We start from the raw sequence: 16851 nt of genomic DNA on the forward strand, positions 1-16851 counted from the left end.
CCTGAAGCGCTTCAATCTGATCAAACCGCCGGGAGGAGGAGCCGATGATCGACGTCCACCAGCACCTCTGGCCGGCCGAGTTCGTCGACCGCCTCCGCGCTCGCTCCGAGCCGCCGTACCTCGACGGCTGGACGCTGCACACCGCGACCGAAGCGCCGTACGAGGTCGATCCGGCCGCGCACGCGGTGGACAAGCGAGTCGCCCTCGAGCAGGACACGGGTACGACGCTTGCGGCGGTGTCGCTGTCGAGTCCGCTCGGCATCGAGCAGCTTCGCGACAACGCGCTACTCGATGCGTGGCACGCGGGTGCGGCCGTGCTCCCGGAGCCCTTCAAGGCTTGGGCTTCGGTGAACCTGATCAAGCCCGACGTCGACGGCCTCGACGTACTGCTGGCCGACGGTTTCCTCGGACTGCAGTTGCCGGCGCATGTACTCACAACCCCGGCCGGGTGGGCCGAGGTCGGCGACTTGCTCGCTGTCGCCGAGCGGTCGGACAAGCCGATCCTCGTGCACCCGGGCACAGCCCGGACCGACTGCGAGGTGCCTGGGTGGTGGGCGCCCGTCGTCGACTACGCCGGCCAGCTGCAGGCCGCGTGGTGGGCCTGGCATGCGTACGGCGGCCGCCACCAGCACCCGCGACTGCGGTTGTGCTTCGTGGCCGCGGCCGGACTCGCCCCCGTCCACCACGAACGGCTGGCCGCCCGCGGCGGCCGGCTCGGCACCATCGACCCGAACCTGTACGTCGACACCTCGAGCTACGGCCCGCAGGGGATCGACGCGGTCGCACGGGTCCTCGGCATCGACCAGGTCGTGCACGGCACCGACCGGCCGTACGCCGGGATCACCGACCTCCGCCAAGGCGACGCCGCGACCGCGGTGATCCGCCACGCCAACCCACACCGGCTCCTGTACGGCGTCAATCCCGGGGCCGGGACACCATCTCCTGAGAGGGGAGTGCAGTGACTGCCCAGCCGATCACCGACGTTCCGAACGTCCCGGCGCGCCAGCCCAGCCGGCTTGTGGATCTGAACAACTGTCTGTCGCTGGACAACCTTCCGGGCCGCGACCTGGCCGCCGCCGAACTGTCCGAGCTGGCCGCGTCGGTTGCCGCGCAACCGCACCTGTGGGAGGACAAGGTCGCCTACAGCGACGAGGAGCGGGTCTTCGCCTCCCTCCATCGGGACGCGAACGTCGACGTCTGGCTGATCTGCTGGACGCCGGTCAACGACACCGGCTGGCATGACCACGACGTCTCGTCCGGCGCGGTCGCGGTGGCCAAGGGCAAGCTGGTCGAGCACAACCTGGCGATCGGCACCGACTCGGTCGAGACCGAGGTGGCGGCCGGCGACGTCTACGGCTTCGGACCGGACCACATCCACCGCCTCACCGGCCTGGACAAGGGCAGCGTCACGGTCCATGCCTACAGCCCGCCGCTGTGGCGCATGGGTCAGTACTCGGTCAAGGACGGCGTACTCCGTCGCACCTCTGTCTCCTACGCCGACGAACTCCGGCCGCTCGACTGAGAGTCCATTCTCTGACTAAAGTCAGAGAATGGAGATCGCGGCGGTCAGAAGGTTCAACCGGATCGTCACCGAGCGGGTCGGTGCGCTCAACGACGCCTATCTGTCCAGGGACCGTCCGCTCGGGCAGGCCCGGGTGTTGTGGGAGATCGGCGCGGATGGGTGCGACGTACGGGCGCTGCGGACCAGGCTCGGCCTCGACTCCGGGTACCTCAGCCGGTTGCTGCGGTCACTTGAGGAGGACGGGCTCGTTCGGGTCGAGCAGAGCGGTGCGGACGCGCGGGTCCGGATCGCCCGGCTGACCAGGACGGGTGCGAAGGAGTGGCGCTTGCTGGACCGGCGGTCCGACGAGTTGGCCGGGTCGATCCTGGCGCCGTTGAGCGAGCGCCAGCGGGATCGGCTCATCGCCGCGATGGACGATGTGTCACGGCTGCTGACCGCGTCGATGGTCGACGTCGGCATCGTCGACCCGCGGCGGCCCGAGGCGCAGCTGTGCCTGCGCGCGTACTTCGACGAGTTGGGCGACCGGTTCGACAACGGATTCGACCACGCGCGCAGCATTTCGGCGGAGGACGCCGAGCTGACGTTGCCGGCCGGCCTGCTACTGGTCGCGACGCTGCATGCCGAGCCGATCGGCTGCGGCGCGTTGAAGCTGCACGGTGAGGAGCCCGCGGAGATCAAGCGGATGTGGGTGTCCCGCGAAGCCCGCGGTCTGGGACTCGGACGGCGGTTGCTCGCCGAGCTCGAACGCGAGGCAGCCGCCCGCGGTGCGAACGTCGTACGGCTGGAGACCAATCGGTCTCTGACCGAGGCGATTGGTCTGTACCGCGCGTCGGGCTATCAGGAGGTGCCCGCGTTCAACGCGGAGCCGTACGCCCATCACTGGTTCGAGAAGTCGCTCAAGACCTGAGTATGTCCGGGGAGGCCCCGATCTCCCCGGACACTGAGGTGGTCAGCGTGCGCGAAGTACGCCGAGGAGGCCGTGGGACTCGTCGTCGGGGCCGGCGGAGAACCACAGGGAGTCGGTACCGCCGGTGGTCGCCGTGCCCTGGAGAAGTGCCCAGAGACCGTCGATCACGAGGGTCTTGCCCCGCGCGTTCTTCACCTGGCCGGCGAAGTCGTACCTGCCGTGGGACTTCGGCCGGAAGATGTTGATCCGGCCGTCGCCGAAGTTGCCGACCAGAAGCGTGCCGGCCGGCTGACCCCAGGCGCTGGGAGCGAAGGCCATACCCCACGGCGCGTTCAGCGTGCCGCGAGAGCCGACGCGGCTGACGAACTTGCCCTCGACGGTGTACTCGTCGACGAACCCGAGGCCGCGGCCGGCGATCTCATCGTTGGTCTTCGGGTCGAGCTTCGCGTAGGCGACGAAGATGTGCCCGTTCAGCGTCTGCACGTTGAAGGGAGAGAACCCCTTGGGCAGGTGGGAGTCCCGGAACGCCCACCACGGCTTCTTCACCGGCATGAAGGAGCTGTCGAAGACGTCGATCCGGCGCTGCGAGAAGTTGGCGGCATACAGCTGGTCCCCTGCTCGGGCTGTCGCGATCGCCAAACCCTTGTAGACCGCGCCCGGGGTGGTGGCCTTGATCTCGGCGGCGCCGATCAGCGGGCTGACCGGCGGACCCCAGGCCGCGATCTGGCCGGTCTCGGTGGCGAAGATGAACCGAGCGGGTGCGCTGACGGTCCCGTTGCTGAGGACGAAACCGGTGCCGGGGTTGTTGACCTGCCCGGTCGGGACCGGCATGGTCACCCGGACCGCGGACATCTTGGTCGCGGTGGTCGAGCCCGGTGCGGACGAGTACAGCGTGGACGACGACGTACCGTTGTTGGAAGCCCACACGGGGGTGGTTGCACCGAGGGACAGACCCCACGGGTTGACCAGATCGTCGTCCTGCAGCGCAGCCTTGCCTGCCTGGTCCGAGACCAGGTTGACCTGCTGTACGGCGAGCGGACTGTGGTGGGACTGGTGTGCGCTGGCGGTTGCCGGGCTGAGCAGCGCGAGACTGCTGATCAGTGCGGTCGTCACCGCGAGTGGTCGGCCCTTCGAACGGAGTGACATGTCACTTTCCTGTCGGTAGGGATGCGGAACACCATCGATACGGCCGGGTGGCCTAGGCGGTTCAATGCGCGCAGGGTAGACATGGCGGAGTAGCTCGGGGTGGGCACGCATTGGTGAGTAGAAGGGGGCGTACATGTCAGGACTTGCGATCGAGCCGTTGAATCCGGGGATCCTGCCGCCGGCGACGGGGAACTACACGCACGGCGTGGTCGTCGGTGGGGCGGAGCGGACGGTGTTCGTCAGCGGTCAGGTGCCGTGGGGCAACGAGCACGGCCGGGTGCCGGAGAGTTTCGAGGCGCAGTGCCGGATGGTCTGGCGCAACGTGCTCGCGGTCCTCGCCGAGGCGGGCATGGGAGTGCTGAACCTGGTGAAGGTGACGACCTATCTGTCCGACCGGCAGTTCCGGGCTCTCAACTCGAAGATCCGCGAGGAGGTCCTCGGCCAGCACGCACCCGCGCTGACCGTGATCATCTGCGACATCTACTCCGAGAACTGGCTCCTCGAGATCGACGCCGTCGCCATGGGCTAGCGCTGCCCAGTCAGGACGTCGGTGGTGCTGGCACGAACGCGCGCCCTCCTGCATCCATCAACCGTCACCGATCTGGTCGATGCGTGCCTGACGTCGTCTGCGGTGACACTGGGCTCGTACCGGTCCGCGGCCGCCCGTGCACCTGGACAGGAGGTGTCGGGTGGTCGGGGCGTTGTGCAGGTGCCGCTGAGCGTACCGAGTTCCCTGTTCGGCGTGACATCTCCTGTCGAAATGCACGCCCCCACCGGCCAGGCCCCGCGCCCCCACTGGCCAGGCCGCGCACCAGCCTGGTCTTCGGCCCTGCCGCTCGGTCATTTCGACGGACAACCCCTGAACTTGCCGGTTGTCAGGCCGCGTTTTTGGGGTAGAACCGGCAACTTCAGTGGATAACCCATGAAATGCGTGGGGGCGCGGGGGCAGCGGGGGCTGGCTGCAATCGACCTCCCGAAACTGCTTGGTCAGGCCCAGGTTTCGGCGTGGGTGGCTACGCCGTTCGGAGCGATGAGTTCGGTGACGACGTCCTCGGCGTCCGCGTCGAGGGGCTCGAACGGGAGCTCGGGTACGACGTACGCGCGGGCGCCGGCGACCATCTCGATGCCGGGCAGCTCGAACCAGGCCTCGCCGACCTCGCGGCTGATCTCGTAGATCGCCTGCTCGGCCGAGTCCACCGGCTCGTCCTCGCCACCGTCGTCCAGTTCGGCCGGGTGCCGTTCCTGCGCCGCGCGGCCGGCCTCGAGCAGTGCGTCCAGGTCGACCACGCGCAGGTCGAACCTCGACACCACGCTGATCACCTGGTCCTGCTCGGCCTCGTCGTCGTCCTCGTCGTCGATCGAGTCCTCCAGCAGCAGCGGCGCCGTACCGGTGTGCTCGAAGACCGCCTCGTTCCAGCCCTCGACGAGTTCCTCGAGGGCGGCGTTCTGCTCGTAGAGCGCGGACTGCTCCTCGGCGCCGGTCATCGCGAGCAGGGCGTCGGTGTGGGCCTGGAGACGCTCGGCCAGCCGGCGGCTCGCCTCGGCCAGCGCCTCCCGGGTCTGCGCGGAGAAGAACTGCTCTGCGGGGGCGGTGATGTCGACTTCAGTCACGTGCTGTTCTTCCCTTGTCTGTGCGTGGGCTGTGCCTGGATCTGGGATTGCCAGGCGTAAGTATGCGGACAGAACGGCCAGGGGCGAAGTCCGGTCCGGAATGAGGACCTGCGACTACCTGTGAGAACCCTGTGAGAGCTGTGAGAGCGGGTGTGAGAGGCCTGCGAGAACACTCCTGAGCGGGCAGCTAGCGGTGTGCAGTGGCTTCATGAGCACTTTAGCTGTGAGGCGGTGCCGTCGTGTCTGACGTCATCTATCTCGCCGTCACCGTTGTCGTCTTCGCGGCCGTCTGGCTCGCGCTGCGTGGAGTGGAGAAGCTGTGAGCGCCGAGAACATCGCCGGCCTGGTGGTGGCCGTGGCCCTGGTCCTCTACCTGGTCGCCGCCCTGATCTTCCCCGAGAGGTTCTGATGTCCGACACTGCGGCCGGCCTGTTGCAGGTCGGCTTCCTTCTCCTGTGCCTGGCGGCCGTGTACCGGCCGCTGGGCGGTTACATGGCCCGGGTCTACACGTCCGACAAGGACCTGCGGATCGAGCGGGCGACGTACAAGGTCTTCGGCGTCGACTCGAAGGCCGACCAGACCTGGGGCGTCTACGCCCGGTCGCTGATCGCGTTCTCCGCTCTCAGCGTCGTTCTGCTGTACCTGCTCCAGCGCCTGCAGCACTGGCTGCCGTTGTCGCTGGGCCTGCCGAACGTCGAGTCAGGGCTCGCGTTCAACACCGCGGCGTCCTTCGTCTCGAACACCAACTGGCAGAACTACTCGCCTGAGGTGACGCTGGGCCACCTGGTCCAGTTCGCCGGCCTCGCGGTGCAGAACTTCCTGTCGGCGGCGGTCGGCATCACGGTCGCGATCGCGCTGATCCGCGGCTTCGCCCGGGCCAAGACGGACCGGCTCGGCAACTTCTGGGTCGACCTGACCCGGACCGTCCTGCGGGTTCTGGTGCCGATCGCGATCATCGGCACGCTGGTGCTGGTCGCAACGGGTGTCGTGCAGAACTTCTCCGGCGGGCACGAGGTCACCTCGGTGGTCGGCCAGAGCCAGACCATCCCCGGCGGCCCGGTGGCCGGCCAGGAAGTCATCAAGGAGCTGGGCACCAACGGCGGCGGCTTCTACAACGCCAACTCCGCCCACCCGTTCGAAAACCCGAACGGCCTGTCGAACCTGTTCGAGATCTTCCTGCTGCTGATGATCCCGGTCTGCCTGACCCGGACCTTCGGCCTGATGGTCAAGGACAAGCGGCAGGGCTACGCGATCCTCGGCGTGATGGGCACGCTGTGGGCAGCGTTCACCTTCTCGGCCACCTTCTTCGAGAACCGGGGCGCCGGTACGGCGACCCAGGCTGCGGGCGCCGCGATGGAAGGCAAGGAGACCCGCTTCGGCGAATGGGCTTCAGCACTCTTCGCAACCTCGACCACAGGTACGTCGACCGGAGCGGTGAACTCGGCGCACGACTCGTTCACCGCACTCGGCGGCGGTACGGCGCTGTTCCACATGATGCTCGGCGAAGTCTCACCGGGTGGTACCGGCACCGGTCTCTACGGCATGCTCATCCTCGCCGTCCTGGCCGTGTTCGTGGCGGGCCTGATGGTCGGCCGGACGCCGGAGTACCTGAAGAAGAAGATCACCGCGCGCGAGATGAAGCTGGTCTCGCTGTACATCCTCACCACGCCGACGCTCGTCCTGGCCGGTGCCTCGATCGCGATGGGCCTGGCCGTGGCACGGGCCTCGATCCTCAACACCGACAGCCCGCACGGATTCTCCGAGGTGCTGTACGCGTTCACGTCGGCCGGTAACAACAACGGCAGCGCGTTCGGTGGCCTCAGCGGGAACATCCCGTTCTACAACACCGCGCTCGGCCTGGTGATGCTGCTCGGCCGCTTCGTGCCGATCGTGCTGGTGCTGGCGCTGGCGGGCTCCCTGGCCCGGCAGCAGCCCGTGCCGGTGACCCAGGGCACGCTGCCTACCCACAAGGCCCTGTTCGTGACGCTGCTGGTCGGCACCGTCCTGATCGTGACCGGCCTGACGTATTTCCCCGCTCTGACTCTAGGACCCCTCGCGGAGGGACTGTGACCACGCTAGTGAAGACCCCTTCCCCGGGTGCCAAGAACGACACCCCGAAGGTGGAGAAGAAGGCACCGTCGGGTCTGTTCGACCCGAAGATGCTGCTGACCTCCCTGCCGGACGCGCTGCGCAAGCTCGATCCGCGGGTGATGGTGAAGAACCCGGTGATGTTCGTGGTCGAGGTGGGTGCGGTCGCGTCGACGATCTTCGCCTTCACCGACTCGAGTGTCTTCGTCTGGTGGATCGTGGTCTGGCTCTGGCTGACCGTGATCTTCGCGAACCTGGCCGAGGCCGTCGCGGAGGGCCGGGGCAAGGCCCAGGCCGAGACGCTGCGCCGGGCCAAGACCGAGACGACGGCACGCCGGTTGCTCGGCGACCGTGAGGAGCAGGTCCCTGCGACCCAGCTCCAGCTCGGCGACCTGGTCGTCGTCGAGGCCGGCCAGATCATCCCCGGCGACGGCGACGTCGTCGAGGGTGTGGCGAGTGTCGACGAGTCGGCGATCACCGGTGAGTCGGCGCCCGTCATCCGCGAGTCCGGCGGTGACCGGAGTGCGGTCACCGGCGGCACCAAGGTGTTGTCGGACCGGATCGTCGTGAAGATCACCACCAGACCCGGTGAGAGTTTCATCGACCGGATGATCGCGCTGGTCGAGGGAGCGTCGCGGCAGAAGACGCCGAACGAGATCGCGCTGAACATCCTGCTGGCCAGCCTGACGATCGTGTTCCTGGTCGCCACGGTCACGCTGCCGACGTTCGCGGCGTACGCGAAGACGGATCTGAGCATCGTCATCCTGGTGGCGCTGCTGGTCTGCCTGATCCCGACCACGATCGGCGCTCTGTTGTCGGCGATCGGTATCGCCGGCATGGACCGGCTGGTGCAGCGCAACGTGCTGGCGATGTCGGGCCGCGCGGTCGAGGCCGCGGGTGACGTGAACACACTGCTGCTGGACAAGACCGGCACCATCACGCTGGGCAACCGGCAGGCGTCGGACTTCATCCCGGTCCAGGGCGTGACCGACACCGAGCTGGCCGATGCGGCCCAGCTGTCGAGCCTCGCCGACGAGACGCCGGAAGGACGGTCGATCGTCGTACTGGCGAAGACCGGGTACGGGCTGCGTGAGCGGCACACCGGAGAGTTGCCGCACGCAACCTTCGTCGAGTTCACCGCGCAGACGCGGATGAGCGGTGTGGACGTGGACGGCCGGCAGGTCCGCAAGGGCGCGGCCGGTGCGGTGAACGCCTGGATCCACCAGCACGGCGGCACCGCCGACCCGCAACTCGGCGACATCGTCGACGGCATCTCCGCTTCCGGCGGTACGCCGCTGGTCGTCGCCGAGAGCGTGAACGGGACGGCCCGGGCCCTGGGGGTCATCCACCTCAAGGACGTGGTCAAGGAAGGCATGCGGGAGCGGTTCGACCAGATGCGCGCGATGGGCATCCGGACCGTGATGATCACCGGTGACAACCAGTTGACCGCGAAGGCGATCGCCGAGGAGGCCGGGGTCGACGACTTCCTGGCCGAGGCGACGCCCGAGGACAAGATGGCGCTGATCAAGAAGGAGCAGGAGGGTGGCCGGCTGGTCGCGATGACCGGTGACGGGACCAACGACGCACCCGCACTCGCCCAGGCCGACGTCGGCGTGGCGATGAACAGCGGAACGTCGGCGGCCAAGGAGGCCGGCAACATGGTCGACCTCGACTCCAACCCGACCAAGCTGATCGAGATCGTCGAGATCGGCAAGCAGTTGCTGATCACCCGCGGTTCGCTGACCACGTTCTCGATCGCGAACGACGTGGCGAAGTACTTCGCGATCCTGCCCGCGCTGTTCGCGGCGGCGTACCCGGGGCTGGACAAGCTGAACGTCATGGGGCTGCACTCGCCGGAGTCGGCGATCGTGTCCGCCATCGTGTTCAACGCGCTCGTGATCGTGGCGCTGGTCCCGCTCGCCCTGCGCGGCATTCGCTACAAGCCGTCGTCGGCCTCGGCGATGCTGCGGCGCAACCTGCTGGTGTACGGCGTCGGCGGCCTGATCAGCCCGTTCATCGGTATCAAACTCCTGGATCTGGTGATCTCCCTGATCCCTGGTCTGCACTGACCGGGGCGGTGGGGTGGGGAAGGTCTCCAACACAGAAAGGTAGTTGTTCATGGCAAGCAATCTGCCCGGCTCGGTCCGGCAGTTCGGGGTCGCACTGAGGGCACTGCTGTTCTTCACAGTGCTGCTCGGTCTCGCGTACCCCTTGGTGATGACCGGTGTGTCCCAGGTGGTGTTCCACGGCAACGCGAACGGCTCGATCGTCCAGGTCGCCGGCAAGGACACCGGCTCGGACCTGATCGGCCAGGCGTACACGCAGGACAGTGGGAAGAAGGACGCCGACGGCAACGCGATCATGGTCGCGGGCCCGAAGTGGTTCCAGACCCGGCCGTCCGCGGTCGACTACGACGGCAAGGGTAGTTCGGCCTCGCAGCTCGGCCCGAACAACGCCGACCTGCTGGCGATGGTCGAGGAGCGGCGGAAGACGGTCGCGGCGCTGGAGGGTGTCCAGGAGTCACAGGTCCCGCCGGACGCGGTGACAGCCAGTGGCAGCGGTCTCGACCCGGCGATCAGCCCGGCGTACGCCGCTTTGCAGGTGAACCGGGTGGCGCGCGAGCGTGGCCTGGACGTCGCCAAGGTCCAGCAACTGGTCAAGGCGAACACCAAGGGCCGCACCCTGGGCTTCCTGGGGGAGCCGTACGTCAATGTCGTCACGCTGAACAACGCGCTGGCGTCGAACTGAGATAGTCGAAGCATGAACGAGCGAAGCGAGTTCATCAGTTGGCACAGTGGACTCGAGCCTCATCCGCGCCCGGAGCGAAGCGAGGACGTGGATGAGTAAGAGCGGCCGTGGGCATCTGCGGATCTACCTGGGTGCCGCGCCCGGCGTCGGGAAGTCCTACAAGATGCTGGGCGAGGGTCAGCGCCGGCTGGCCCGGGGCACGGATGTCGTGGTCGGATTCGTCGAGACCCACGGCCGCGAGCACACCGCGGAGATGCTCGAAGGACTGGAGATCGTGCCGCGGCGGATCATCGACTACCGCGGCGCCAGCTTCACCGAGATGGACCTCGACGCGGTGCTGGCCCGGCGGCCGGAGGTGGCGCTGGTCGACGAACTGGCGCACACCAACGTGCCAGGCAGCCGCAACGAGAAGCGCTGGCAGGACATCGACGAGTTGCTCGCCGCAGGGATCGACGTGATCTCGGCGGTCAACATCCAGCACCTCGAGTCGATCAACGATGTGGTCGAGAAGATCACCGGCGTACCGCAGCAGGAGACGGTCCCGGACCGCGTGGTCCGGGCCGCCGACCAGATCGAGCTCGTCGACATGACTCCGGAGGCGCTACGCCGCCGGATGGCCCACGGCAACGTCTACTCGGCGGACAAAATCGATGCTGCCCTGGGCAACTACTTCCGGGTCGGCAACCTGTCCGCCCTGCGCGAACTGGCGCTGTTGTGGCTCGCCGACCGAGTGGACGTCGGCCTGCAGCAGTACCGTGCCCAGCATGACATCGACTCGACCTGGGAAGCCCGGGAACGTGTCGTGGTCGCCCTCACCGGCGGCCCCGAGGGTGGGACCCTGATCCGGCGTGCCGCCCGCATCGCCGCCCGGTCCTCCGGTGGAGACCTGCTCGCCGTTCACGTCGCCCGCTCCGACGGGCTGACCGGCGCCGACCCGAAACGCCTCGCCGAGCAACGCATTCTGGTCGAGAGCCTCGGTGGTACGTACCACCAGGTCGTCGGCGACGACGTACCCGCCGCGCTGCTGACCTTCGCCCGGGCCGAGAACGCGACCCAGCTGGTCCTCGGCGGCAGCCGCCGCTCCCGCTTCGGCTCGCTGACCGGTCCAGGGATCGGTACGTCGACCATCCGGGACTCCGGCGACATCGACGTTCACATCGTCACGCACTCGCAGATGGGCCGCGGTCGGCTGCCCCGGCTGCGCGGCAGCCTGTCCACTCGGCGCAAGGTCGAAGGTTTCGTGCTGGCCGTCGTACTGCCGCCGCTGCTGGCGCTACTGCTCGGATTCGGTGGAGACAGCCTCAACCTGACCAGCAACGTGCTCGCGTTCCTGCTGGCCGTGGTCGTGGTCGCGCTGGTCGGTGGGTTGTGGCCGGCCATGGTGACGGCTGTGGGCGGGACCGTCGTACTGAACTACTTCTTCACGCCGCCGACGCGCACGTTCACGATCGCCGAGCTGAACAATGTGCTCGCGCTGGCGATCTTCGTCATGGTCGCGGCGATGGTGAGCTCCGTCGTCGACCGGGCCGCCCGCCGGACCAGGCAGGCAGCCCGGGCAGCCGCCGAGTCGGAGACCCTGGCGACTCTCGCCGGGTCGGTACTGCGGGGTGAGACCGCCCTGCCTGCCTTGCTGGAGCGGGTCCGAGAGGCCTTCGGGATGACGAGCGCCTGCTTGATGGAGCGGGTCGACGATGACGAGCTGACCGAGGTCTGGCGGCCCATCGCCTCGGCCGGTACGCCGACCTGCCGCCGACCCGAGGACGGCGACGCCGAGATCCCTGGGCGGGATGATCTGGTCCTGGTGCTGCAGGGTCGGCAGCTCGCCGCGGACGAACGCCGGTTGGTCGGTGCCTTCGCCGCCCACGCGGCCGCGCTGGTCGACCGCGCCCGGCTGAGCGCGGCGGCTGCGGAGGCCAAGCCGCTGGCCGAGGCGGACAAGCTTCGTACGGCGCTGCTGCGCGCGGTCGGCCACGATCTTCGTTCCCCGCTGGCATCGGCGAAGGCATCCGTGACGAGCTTGCGCAGTGACGATGTCGACTGGAGCGAGTCGGAGCGGGCCGAGCTGCTGGAGACGGCAGACGAGTCGCTGGACCGCCTGTCACGTCTGGTGGACAACCTGCTCGACCTCAGTCGCCTGCAGGCCGGCGTACTGCCTGTCTTCACCCGACCGATGGCGCTCGACGAGATCCTGCCCAGCGTCCTGGCGGAGCTCGGCGATCAGAGCGAGAAGGTCTCCGTCGACATCCCGCACACATTGCCCTTGGTCGAGGCCGATCCGGCACTGCTGGAGCGGGTCGTGGCGAACCTGCTGGCCAACGCGATCCGGCACTCGCCGCCCGGCCGGGCGCCGTTGGTCACCGGCAGTGCGCTCGGCGACACGGTCGAGATCCGGGTGATCGACCGTGGACCGGGCATCCCGCGCGAGGACCGGGACCGGGTGTTCGCGCCGTTCCAGCGGCTGGGCGACACTGACAACACGGTCGGCGTCGGTCTCGGGCTGGCGCTGGCGCGTGGCCTCGCCGAGGCGATGCACGGCACCCTGCAGCCCGAGGACACTCCGGGTGGTGGGCTGACGATGGTGGTCTCGATGCCGACCGCGAACCTGCGGCCGGCCGACGCGCCGATCCCCGGATCGCGCGAACGCTCCGAGCCGGAGGTGTCATGACCAGAGTGCTGGTGGTCGACGACGAACCGCAGATCGTGCGGGCGTTGCAGATCAACCTGAAGGCCCGCGGCTACGAGGTGCATCTGGCCGGCAGTGGTACGGCGGCCTTGAAGGTGGCGGCGCAGCACCCGCCGGAGCTGGTCATCCTCGACCTCGGGTTGCCGGACTTCGACGGCGTCGACGTGATCCGGGGCCTGCGCGGCTGGACCGAGGCGCCGATCCTGGTGCTGTCCGGCCGGACCGACAGCACGGACAAGGTCGAGGCGCTGGACGCCGGCGCGGACGACTACCTGACCAAGCCGTTCGGGATCGACGAGTTGCTCGCCCGGATGCGCGCCGTACTGCGGCGCAGCAACATCGCCCAGGACCAGCCGGTGGTGACGGTCGGCGGGATCCAGGTCGACCTGTCCGCGAAGCGGGTGACCCTGGAGACCGGCGAGGACATCCGGCTCACCCCGACCGAGTGGCACCTGCTCGAGGTCCTGGTCCGGCACCCCGGCAAGCTGATGTCGCAACGCCAGCTCCTCACCGAGGTCTGGGGGCCCGGGTACGAGAACGCGAGCGGCAACCTGCGCTTCTACATGGGCCAGCTCCGCCGCAAACTCGAGCCCGACCCGGCCCGCCCCAAACACCTCCTCACCGAACCAGGAATGGGCTACCGCTTCGAGCCGTGACGACCGGCGTCGCCTCACGCCGTCAGTAGGCGCGGATCCCTTCGGCCTCGAGGGAGACGATGTTGGGGTTGTTGCCCGCGTGCCCCCGGCCGCCGCTGCCCGGCAGGATCGCCAGGTGTACGCCGGCCAGGTCGGTGTGATGTGCCTTGCCGTCCAGGTGGTCCCCGATCCACTGGCGGACCTCCGCAGAGGACTCGCCGAGGGCGAGGTCGGCGGTCAGCTGGAGGTGCGCGAGGATCCGCGCGATCATCGCCTCGTTCACGGTCTTGCCGAACCCGACCTACGCGTTGATCCAGGAGGCGTTGCCGCCGCCGGTGTCGCAGTACCCCTTCTGCTCCTGGGCTGTCCCGCAGATGCTGTACGAGTCGATCGAGTACACCTCGGTCCCTCTGGTCTGCGAGCAGGCGGTGACGTGGATGTCGGGCTTGACCTTGCAGGTGAAGCCCTTGCTCCGCGCGGCCCGGGTCACCTTCGCCACGGTGGCCTTGGTCTGGCCGTCCAGCAGGATCTTCGGGCTCGTGCCCTTCGCCGTCAGTGTGAGGTCGTGCCGCGTGTTCCCGTCGTCATGGCTCTGTCTCGCCTTACCCCAGCCGATGCGGGGTTTCCGCTCCCTGGAGGTCCGGCTGAGGTCAGCGCCGAGCCGACCGCGTCCAGCTTCTCCGGGCTCATTGTCGGTCTCCCCTCCCGTGGATTCGGCCACAGGATGGCACGGTGGTGGGGGCACCCGATGTCCGTTTCGTTCAAGACCGAAGCGTCGTACTGCGCCAGAGTGGAGCCATGGACACCTTCACCGCTGGTCGTGATTTCGTACGCCGGGAGGCCCGGCTGGTCGAGAATCGGCTCTTCGCCACAGTCTTCGAGGACGCCGATCCGCAAGGAGTGGTCGAGGTACTGCGCGGCTATCAGAACGCCGATGGCGGCTTCGGTCATGGACTGGAGCCGGACAAACTGGTCCCGGACAGTCTGTCGCTGGATGTGGAGGTGGCGTTCAACACCCTGCTAACCTCCGGCGCCCGACCCGAAGACATGATCCGCCGGGCCGTCGACTGGCTGGACCGGACCGCGAACGCCGATGGCGCGGTGTCGCTGGCCGCGCCGGTCGTCGAGCAGTACCCGCGCGCCGAGCACATGACCGAGTGGACCTACCAGCCCGGTCTCAACCCGACGGCAGGCCTGGTCGGACGGCTGTACAAGCTCGGCTTCGAGCACCCGTGGCGCGATCGCGCCGGCGCGTGGTGCGCGACCCAATTGGCCGAGAGTCTGCCCGAGGACGCCCATGGGCTGCACGAGGCGCTGGAGTTCCTGGAACACGCCGGCGACCCGGACCTCGAACGCATCCGGGACTGGCTGCCGAAGCTCCAGTGGTTCCGGGCCGACGCCGCGGATCCGACGTACGGCGTGACTCCGCTGCACCTGGCGCCGACGCCGGACAGTGTCTGGCGGCCGCTCTTCGACGACGCGCAGCTCGAGGCCCACCTCGACCGCCTGATCGCCGACCAGCAGCCGGACGGCGGCTGGGCGATCACCTGGGAGCCGCCGAGCCAGGCCTCCACCCTCGCGTACCGCGGCATCCTGACCGTCGGCGCACTCCGCACCCTGAAGGCCTACGGCCGGCTCTGAGCTGCGCTTGAACGCACGACGGCCCGCCACGAAATGCGTGGCGGGCCGTTGACGTTTGGGTCGTTACCGCTCTTCGCGGAAGTCGACGTGCAGGCGGACTGCCGGGTCGTACTTGCGCATCACCAGGCGGTCGGGGTTGTTCCGCCGGTTCTTCCGGGTGACGTAGGTGAACCCGGTCCCCGCCGTACTGCGGAGCTTGACGATCGGGCGGAGGTCGTTGCGCTTGGCCATACTGTCCTTTCCTGGCTCACCTGGCGGGTGACCCTCATCGGACTGAACGCCGGTAAGGTGGCCGCTATTCCAGTGTTGGTTATCGTTTTCAATTAGGCGGGAGTCTGGATGCTACCGGTGACGCTGCTGACGGGCATCGACGAGCCGTTCCGGGCGGCCGTGGCGGGCAATCTGCTGGCCGCCGCGGGCCGGGCAGGCGTGCTGGTCGAGTACGACGTCAGCGGCCTGACCGGTGGGTCGGTCGTCCGTATCGCGCGGACCGCGGACGGGGTGATCGACCGCGAGGTGATCCGGATGGAGCACCCGTGCGTCTCCTGCGCGATGCGCGACTCGCTCGTCCCGCTGCTGGTCAGCATCGCCGCGGTCGACCGGTACGACGTCGCGATCGTGTCCGTCCCGGGCGCCGGGGACACGAAGGCGCTGGCCGCTGAGATCGCGCGGGACGCGGCCGGGGATCTGCTCACGGTGTCGATCATCACGACGATCGACACGGCCGGCGTGGTCGGCGATCTGACCGGGGAGCAGTTGATCCGCGAGCGCGGCATCCCGACAGCCGCCGAGGACGGCCGGGCGATCGCCGAGGTGATCGTGCACCAGGTCGAGTTTGCGGATGCCGCCGTACTGAGTGGCGATGACGAGACGGCTCGAGCGCTGGTACAGGCCGTCAACCCGCGGTTACTCATCCGGACCACATCGGCCGGGCTGCTCGGCGTACGCCTGCACGATCCGGACCCGACGGAGCCTGGGTCGATCAGCGCACCGCTGGAGGGCGGGCCGGTGCAGACCGTCGTCTGGCAGTCGGACCGGCCGTTCCACCCCGAGCGGCTGTACGACGCGTTGGAGGATCTGGTCGCCGGTACGGCGCGGGGCCGGGGGACCATCTGGATCGCGACGCAGCACCGCCACCGGCTCAGCTGGGACAGCTTCGGGACGAACATCGCGATCGGGGTCCTGGGTCCGTGGCTGGCCGATCTGCCGGCCGACCGGTGGTCCGCGGTCGGGCAGCAGCACCAGGCCCGCTCGGCCCTCGAGTGGCACCCCGAGCACGGCGACCGGGCGTCGTACCTGTCCTTCACCGGGATCGGCCTGGACGTCCGGGAATTACGGGAGCGGCTGGATGGTTGTGTCCTTCGTGCGGATGAACCGGTCCACCCCTTGACCGATCCGTTCGCCCCTTATCTGGAAGGAAGTGCGGCTGCATGAAGAAGGACATCCACCCCGACTACCGCCGGGTCGTCTTCCGGGACAAGTCCGGCAACTTCAGCTTCCTCACCGGTTCGACGCGCGAGAGCAGCGAGACGGTCGAGTGGCACGACGGCAACACCTACCCGGTGGTCGACGTCGAGATCTCGTCCGCGACGCACCCGTTCTACACGGGCCAGCAGCGTGTGATGGACACCCAGGGCCGGGTGGAGAAGTTCAGGAAGCGCTACGGCCAGAAGTAACCCCTGGCCTTCCCAGCCCGTCGCCTCACCGAGGCGGCGGGCTTTTGCTTGTCCTTGGCGTCCCTAAGGACAGGAGGTAGTCCCCGGAATACGCGCCGGGGCGAGCGGCCTGAGCGTGGCCGGGCGCTCCCGGGCGCTCCCGGGCGGAGGACCTCCTGTCCTTGGGCGCAGTGCCGCGCTGTCTCGGGTCTCAG

The 16851-nt window shown here is 68.4% G+C and carries 18 protein-coding genes; 13 read left to right on the forward strand and 5 right to left on the reverse strand.

What is annotated here, in order from left to right:
• Positions 1–44 precede the first annotated feature (44 nt).
• The 3 genes from E0H75_RS05930 to E0H75_RS05940 are packed head-to-tail and all read left to right on the forward strand — an operon-like array spanning position 45 to position 2429.
• The gene (locus tag E0H75_RS05930) at positions 45–962 is read left to right on the forward strand and encodes an amidohydrolase family protein (protein ID WP_131512061.1); all 918 of its coding nucleotides are present in this window, start codon (positions 45–47) and stop codon (positions 960–962) included.
• Positions 959–1522, forward strand: coding sequence for a cysteine dioxygenase (locus E0H75_RS05935; protein ID WP_131512062.1), 564 nt, complete (start codon positions 959–961; stop codon positions 1520–1522). Before E0H75_RS05930 ends, E0H75_RS05935 begins: the two co-directional genes overlap by 4 nt.
• Positions 1523–1550: 28 nt before the next feature.
• Positions 1551–2429 carry a bifunctional helix-turn-helix transcriptional regulator/GNAT family N-acetyltransferase gene (locus E0H75_RS05940; RefSeq protein WP_131512063.1) on the forward strand — a complete coding sequence of 293 codons (879 nt, stop codon included), beginning with the start codon at positions 1551–1553 and terminating at the stop codon, positions 2427–2429.
• 42 nt (positions 2430–2471) lie between these two features.
• Here E0H75_RS05940 and E0H75_RS05945 read toward each other — a convergent pair whose 3' ends face one another.
• The gene (locus E0H75_RS05945; protein WP_131512064.1) at positions 2472–3575 is read right to left on the reverse strand and encodes a TIGR03118 family protein; all 1104 of its coding nucleotides are present in this window, start codon (positions 3573–3575) and stop codon (positions 2472–2474) included.
• A gap of 133 nt (positions 3576–3708) precedes the next feature.
• On the opposite strand from E0H75_RS05945, the gene E0H75_RS05950 reads away from it, so the two are divergent.
• A complete protein-coding gene (locus E0H75_RS05950; protein ID WP_131512066.1) occupies positions 3709–4104 on the forward strand; it encodes a RidA family protein in 396 nt (131 codons plus the stop codon).
• A 458-nt stretch (positions 4105–4562) separates the two neighbouring features.
• Here the strand turns inward: E0H75_RS05950 and E0H75_RS05955 are convergent, their stop codons facing one another.
• A complete protein-coding gene (locus E0H75_RS05955) occupies positions 4563–5186 on the reverse strand; it encodes a hypothetical protein (protein ID WP_131512067.1) in 624 nt (207 codons plus the stop codon).
• A gap of 319 nt (positions 5187–5505) precedes the next feature.
• On the opposite strand from E0H75_RS05955, the gene kdpF reads away from it, so the two are divergent.
• The 6 genes from kdpF to E0H75_RS05985 all read left to right on the forward strand — a co-directional run bounded on the left by kdpF (position 5506) and on the right by E0H75_RS05985 (position 13361).
• A complete protein-coding gene (kdpF, locus tag E0H75_RS05960) occupies positions 5506–5595 on the forward strand; it encodes a K(+)-transporting ATPase subunit F (protein WP_131363646.1) in 90 nt (29 codons plus the stop codon).
• Positions 5595–7256: a potassium-transporting ATPase subunit KdpA gene (gene kdpA, locus E0H75_RS05965; protein ID WP_131512069.1), complete on the forward strand. Its 1662-nt coding sequence runs from the start codon at positions 5595–5597 to the stop codon at positions 7254–7256. Before kdpF ends, kdpA begins: the two co-directional genes overlap by 1 nt.
• A gap of 50 nt (positions 7257–7306) precedes the next feature.
• Complete coding sequence (gene kdpB, locus E0H75_RS05970) at positions 7307–9343, forward strand: potassium-transporting ATPase subunit KdpB (RefSeq protein ID WP_272948897.1); 2037 nt, start codon at positions 7307–7309, stop codon at positions 9341–9343.
• A 49-nt stretch (positions 9344–9392) separates the two neighbouring features.
• Complete coding sequence (gene kdpC, locus E0H75_RS05975; protein WP_131512071.1) at positions 9393–10022, forward strand: K(+)-transporting ATPase subunit C; 630 nt, start codon at positions 9393–9395, stop codon at positions 10020–10022.
• Positions 10023–10113: 91 nt separating this feature from the next.
• Positions 10114–12687, forward strand: a complete 2574-nt coding sequence (locus tag E0H75_RS05980) for a sensor histidine kinase (RefSeq protein ID WP_131512072.1) — start codon at positions 10114–10116, stop codon at positions 12685–12687.
• Positions 12684–13361, forward strand: a complete 678-nt coding sequence (locus tag E0H75_RS05985; RefSeq protein ID WP_131512073.1) for a response regulator — start codon at positions 12684–12686, stop codon at positions 13359–13361. The genes E0H75_RS05980 and E0H75_RS05985 overlap by 4 nt, the downstream gene beginning before the upstream one ends.
• A gap of 22 nt (positions 13362–13383) precedes the next feature.
• Here the strand turns inward: E0H75_RS05985 and E0H75_RS05990 are convergent, their stop codons facing one another.
• Positions 13384–13623, reverse strand: coding sequence for a hypothetical protein (locus E0H75_RS05990; RefSeq protein ID WP_131512074.1), 240 nt, complete (start codon positions 13621–13623; stop codon positions 13384–13386).
• A gap of 18 nt (positions 13624–13641) precedes the next feature.
• Positions 13642–14061, reverse strand: coding sequence for a hypothetical protein (locus tag E0H75_RS05995; RefSeq protein WP_131512075.1), 420 nt, complete (start codon positions 14059–14061; stop codon positions 13642–13644).
• A gap of 77 nt (positions 14062–14138) precedes the next feature.
• Between E0H75_RS05995 and E0H75_RS06000 the strand changes: the two genes are divergently transcribed.
• The gene (locus E0H75_RS06000) at positions 14139–14981 is read left to right on the forward strand and encodes a hypothetical protein (RefSeq protein ID WP_131512076.1); all 843 of its coding nucleotides are present in this window, start codon (positions 14139–14141) and stop codon (positions 14979–14981) included.
• 63 nt (positions 14982–15044) lie between these two features.
• Here the strand turns inward: E0H75_RS06000 and rpmG are convergent, their stop codons facing one another.
• The gene (rpmG, locus tag E0H75_RS06005; RefSeq protein ID WP_131363661.1) at positions 15045–15212 is read right to left on the reverse strand and encodes a 50S ribosomal protein L33; all 168 of its coding nucleotides are present in this window, start codon (positions 15210–15212) and stop codon (positions 15045–15047) included.
• Between the two features lie 108 nt (positions 15213–15320).
• Here rpmG and E0H75_RS06010 point away from each other — a divergent pair, with 108 nt between their 5' ends.
• Both E0H75_RS06010 and E0H75_RS06015 read left to right on the forward strand, forming a co-directional pair.
• Positions 15321–16415, forward strand: coding sequence for a CobW family GTP-binding protein (locus tag E0H75_RS06010; RefSeq protein WP_131512077.1), 1095 nt, complete (start codon positions 15321–15323; stop codon positions 16413–16415).
• Positions 16412–16657: a type B 50S ribosomal protein L31 gene (locus E0H75_RS06015; protein ID WP_131512078.1), complete on the forward strand. Its 246-nt coding sequence runs from the start codon at positions 16412–16414 to the stop codon at positions 16655–16657. The genes E0H75_RS06010 and E0H75_RS06015 overlap by 4 nt, the downstream gene beginning before the upstream one ends.
• Positions 16658–16851 lie beyond the last annotated feature (194 nt).

Origin of the sequence: Kribbella capetownensis, assembly GCF_004331485.1 — a bacterium.
In the GTDB taxonomy this organism is placed as follows: Bacteria; Actinomycetota; Actinomycetes; order Propionibacteriales; family Kribbellaceae; genus Kribbella; species Kribbella capetownensis.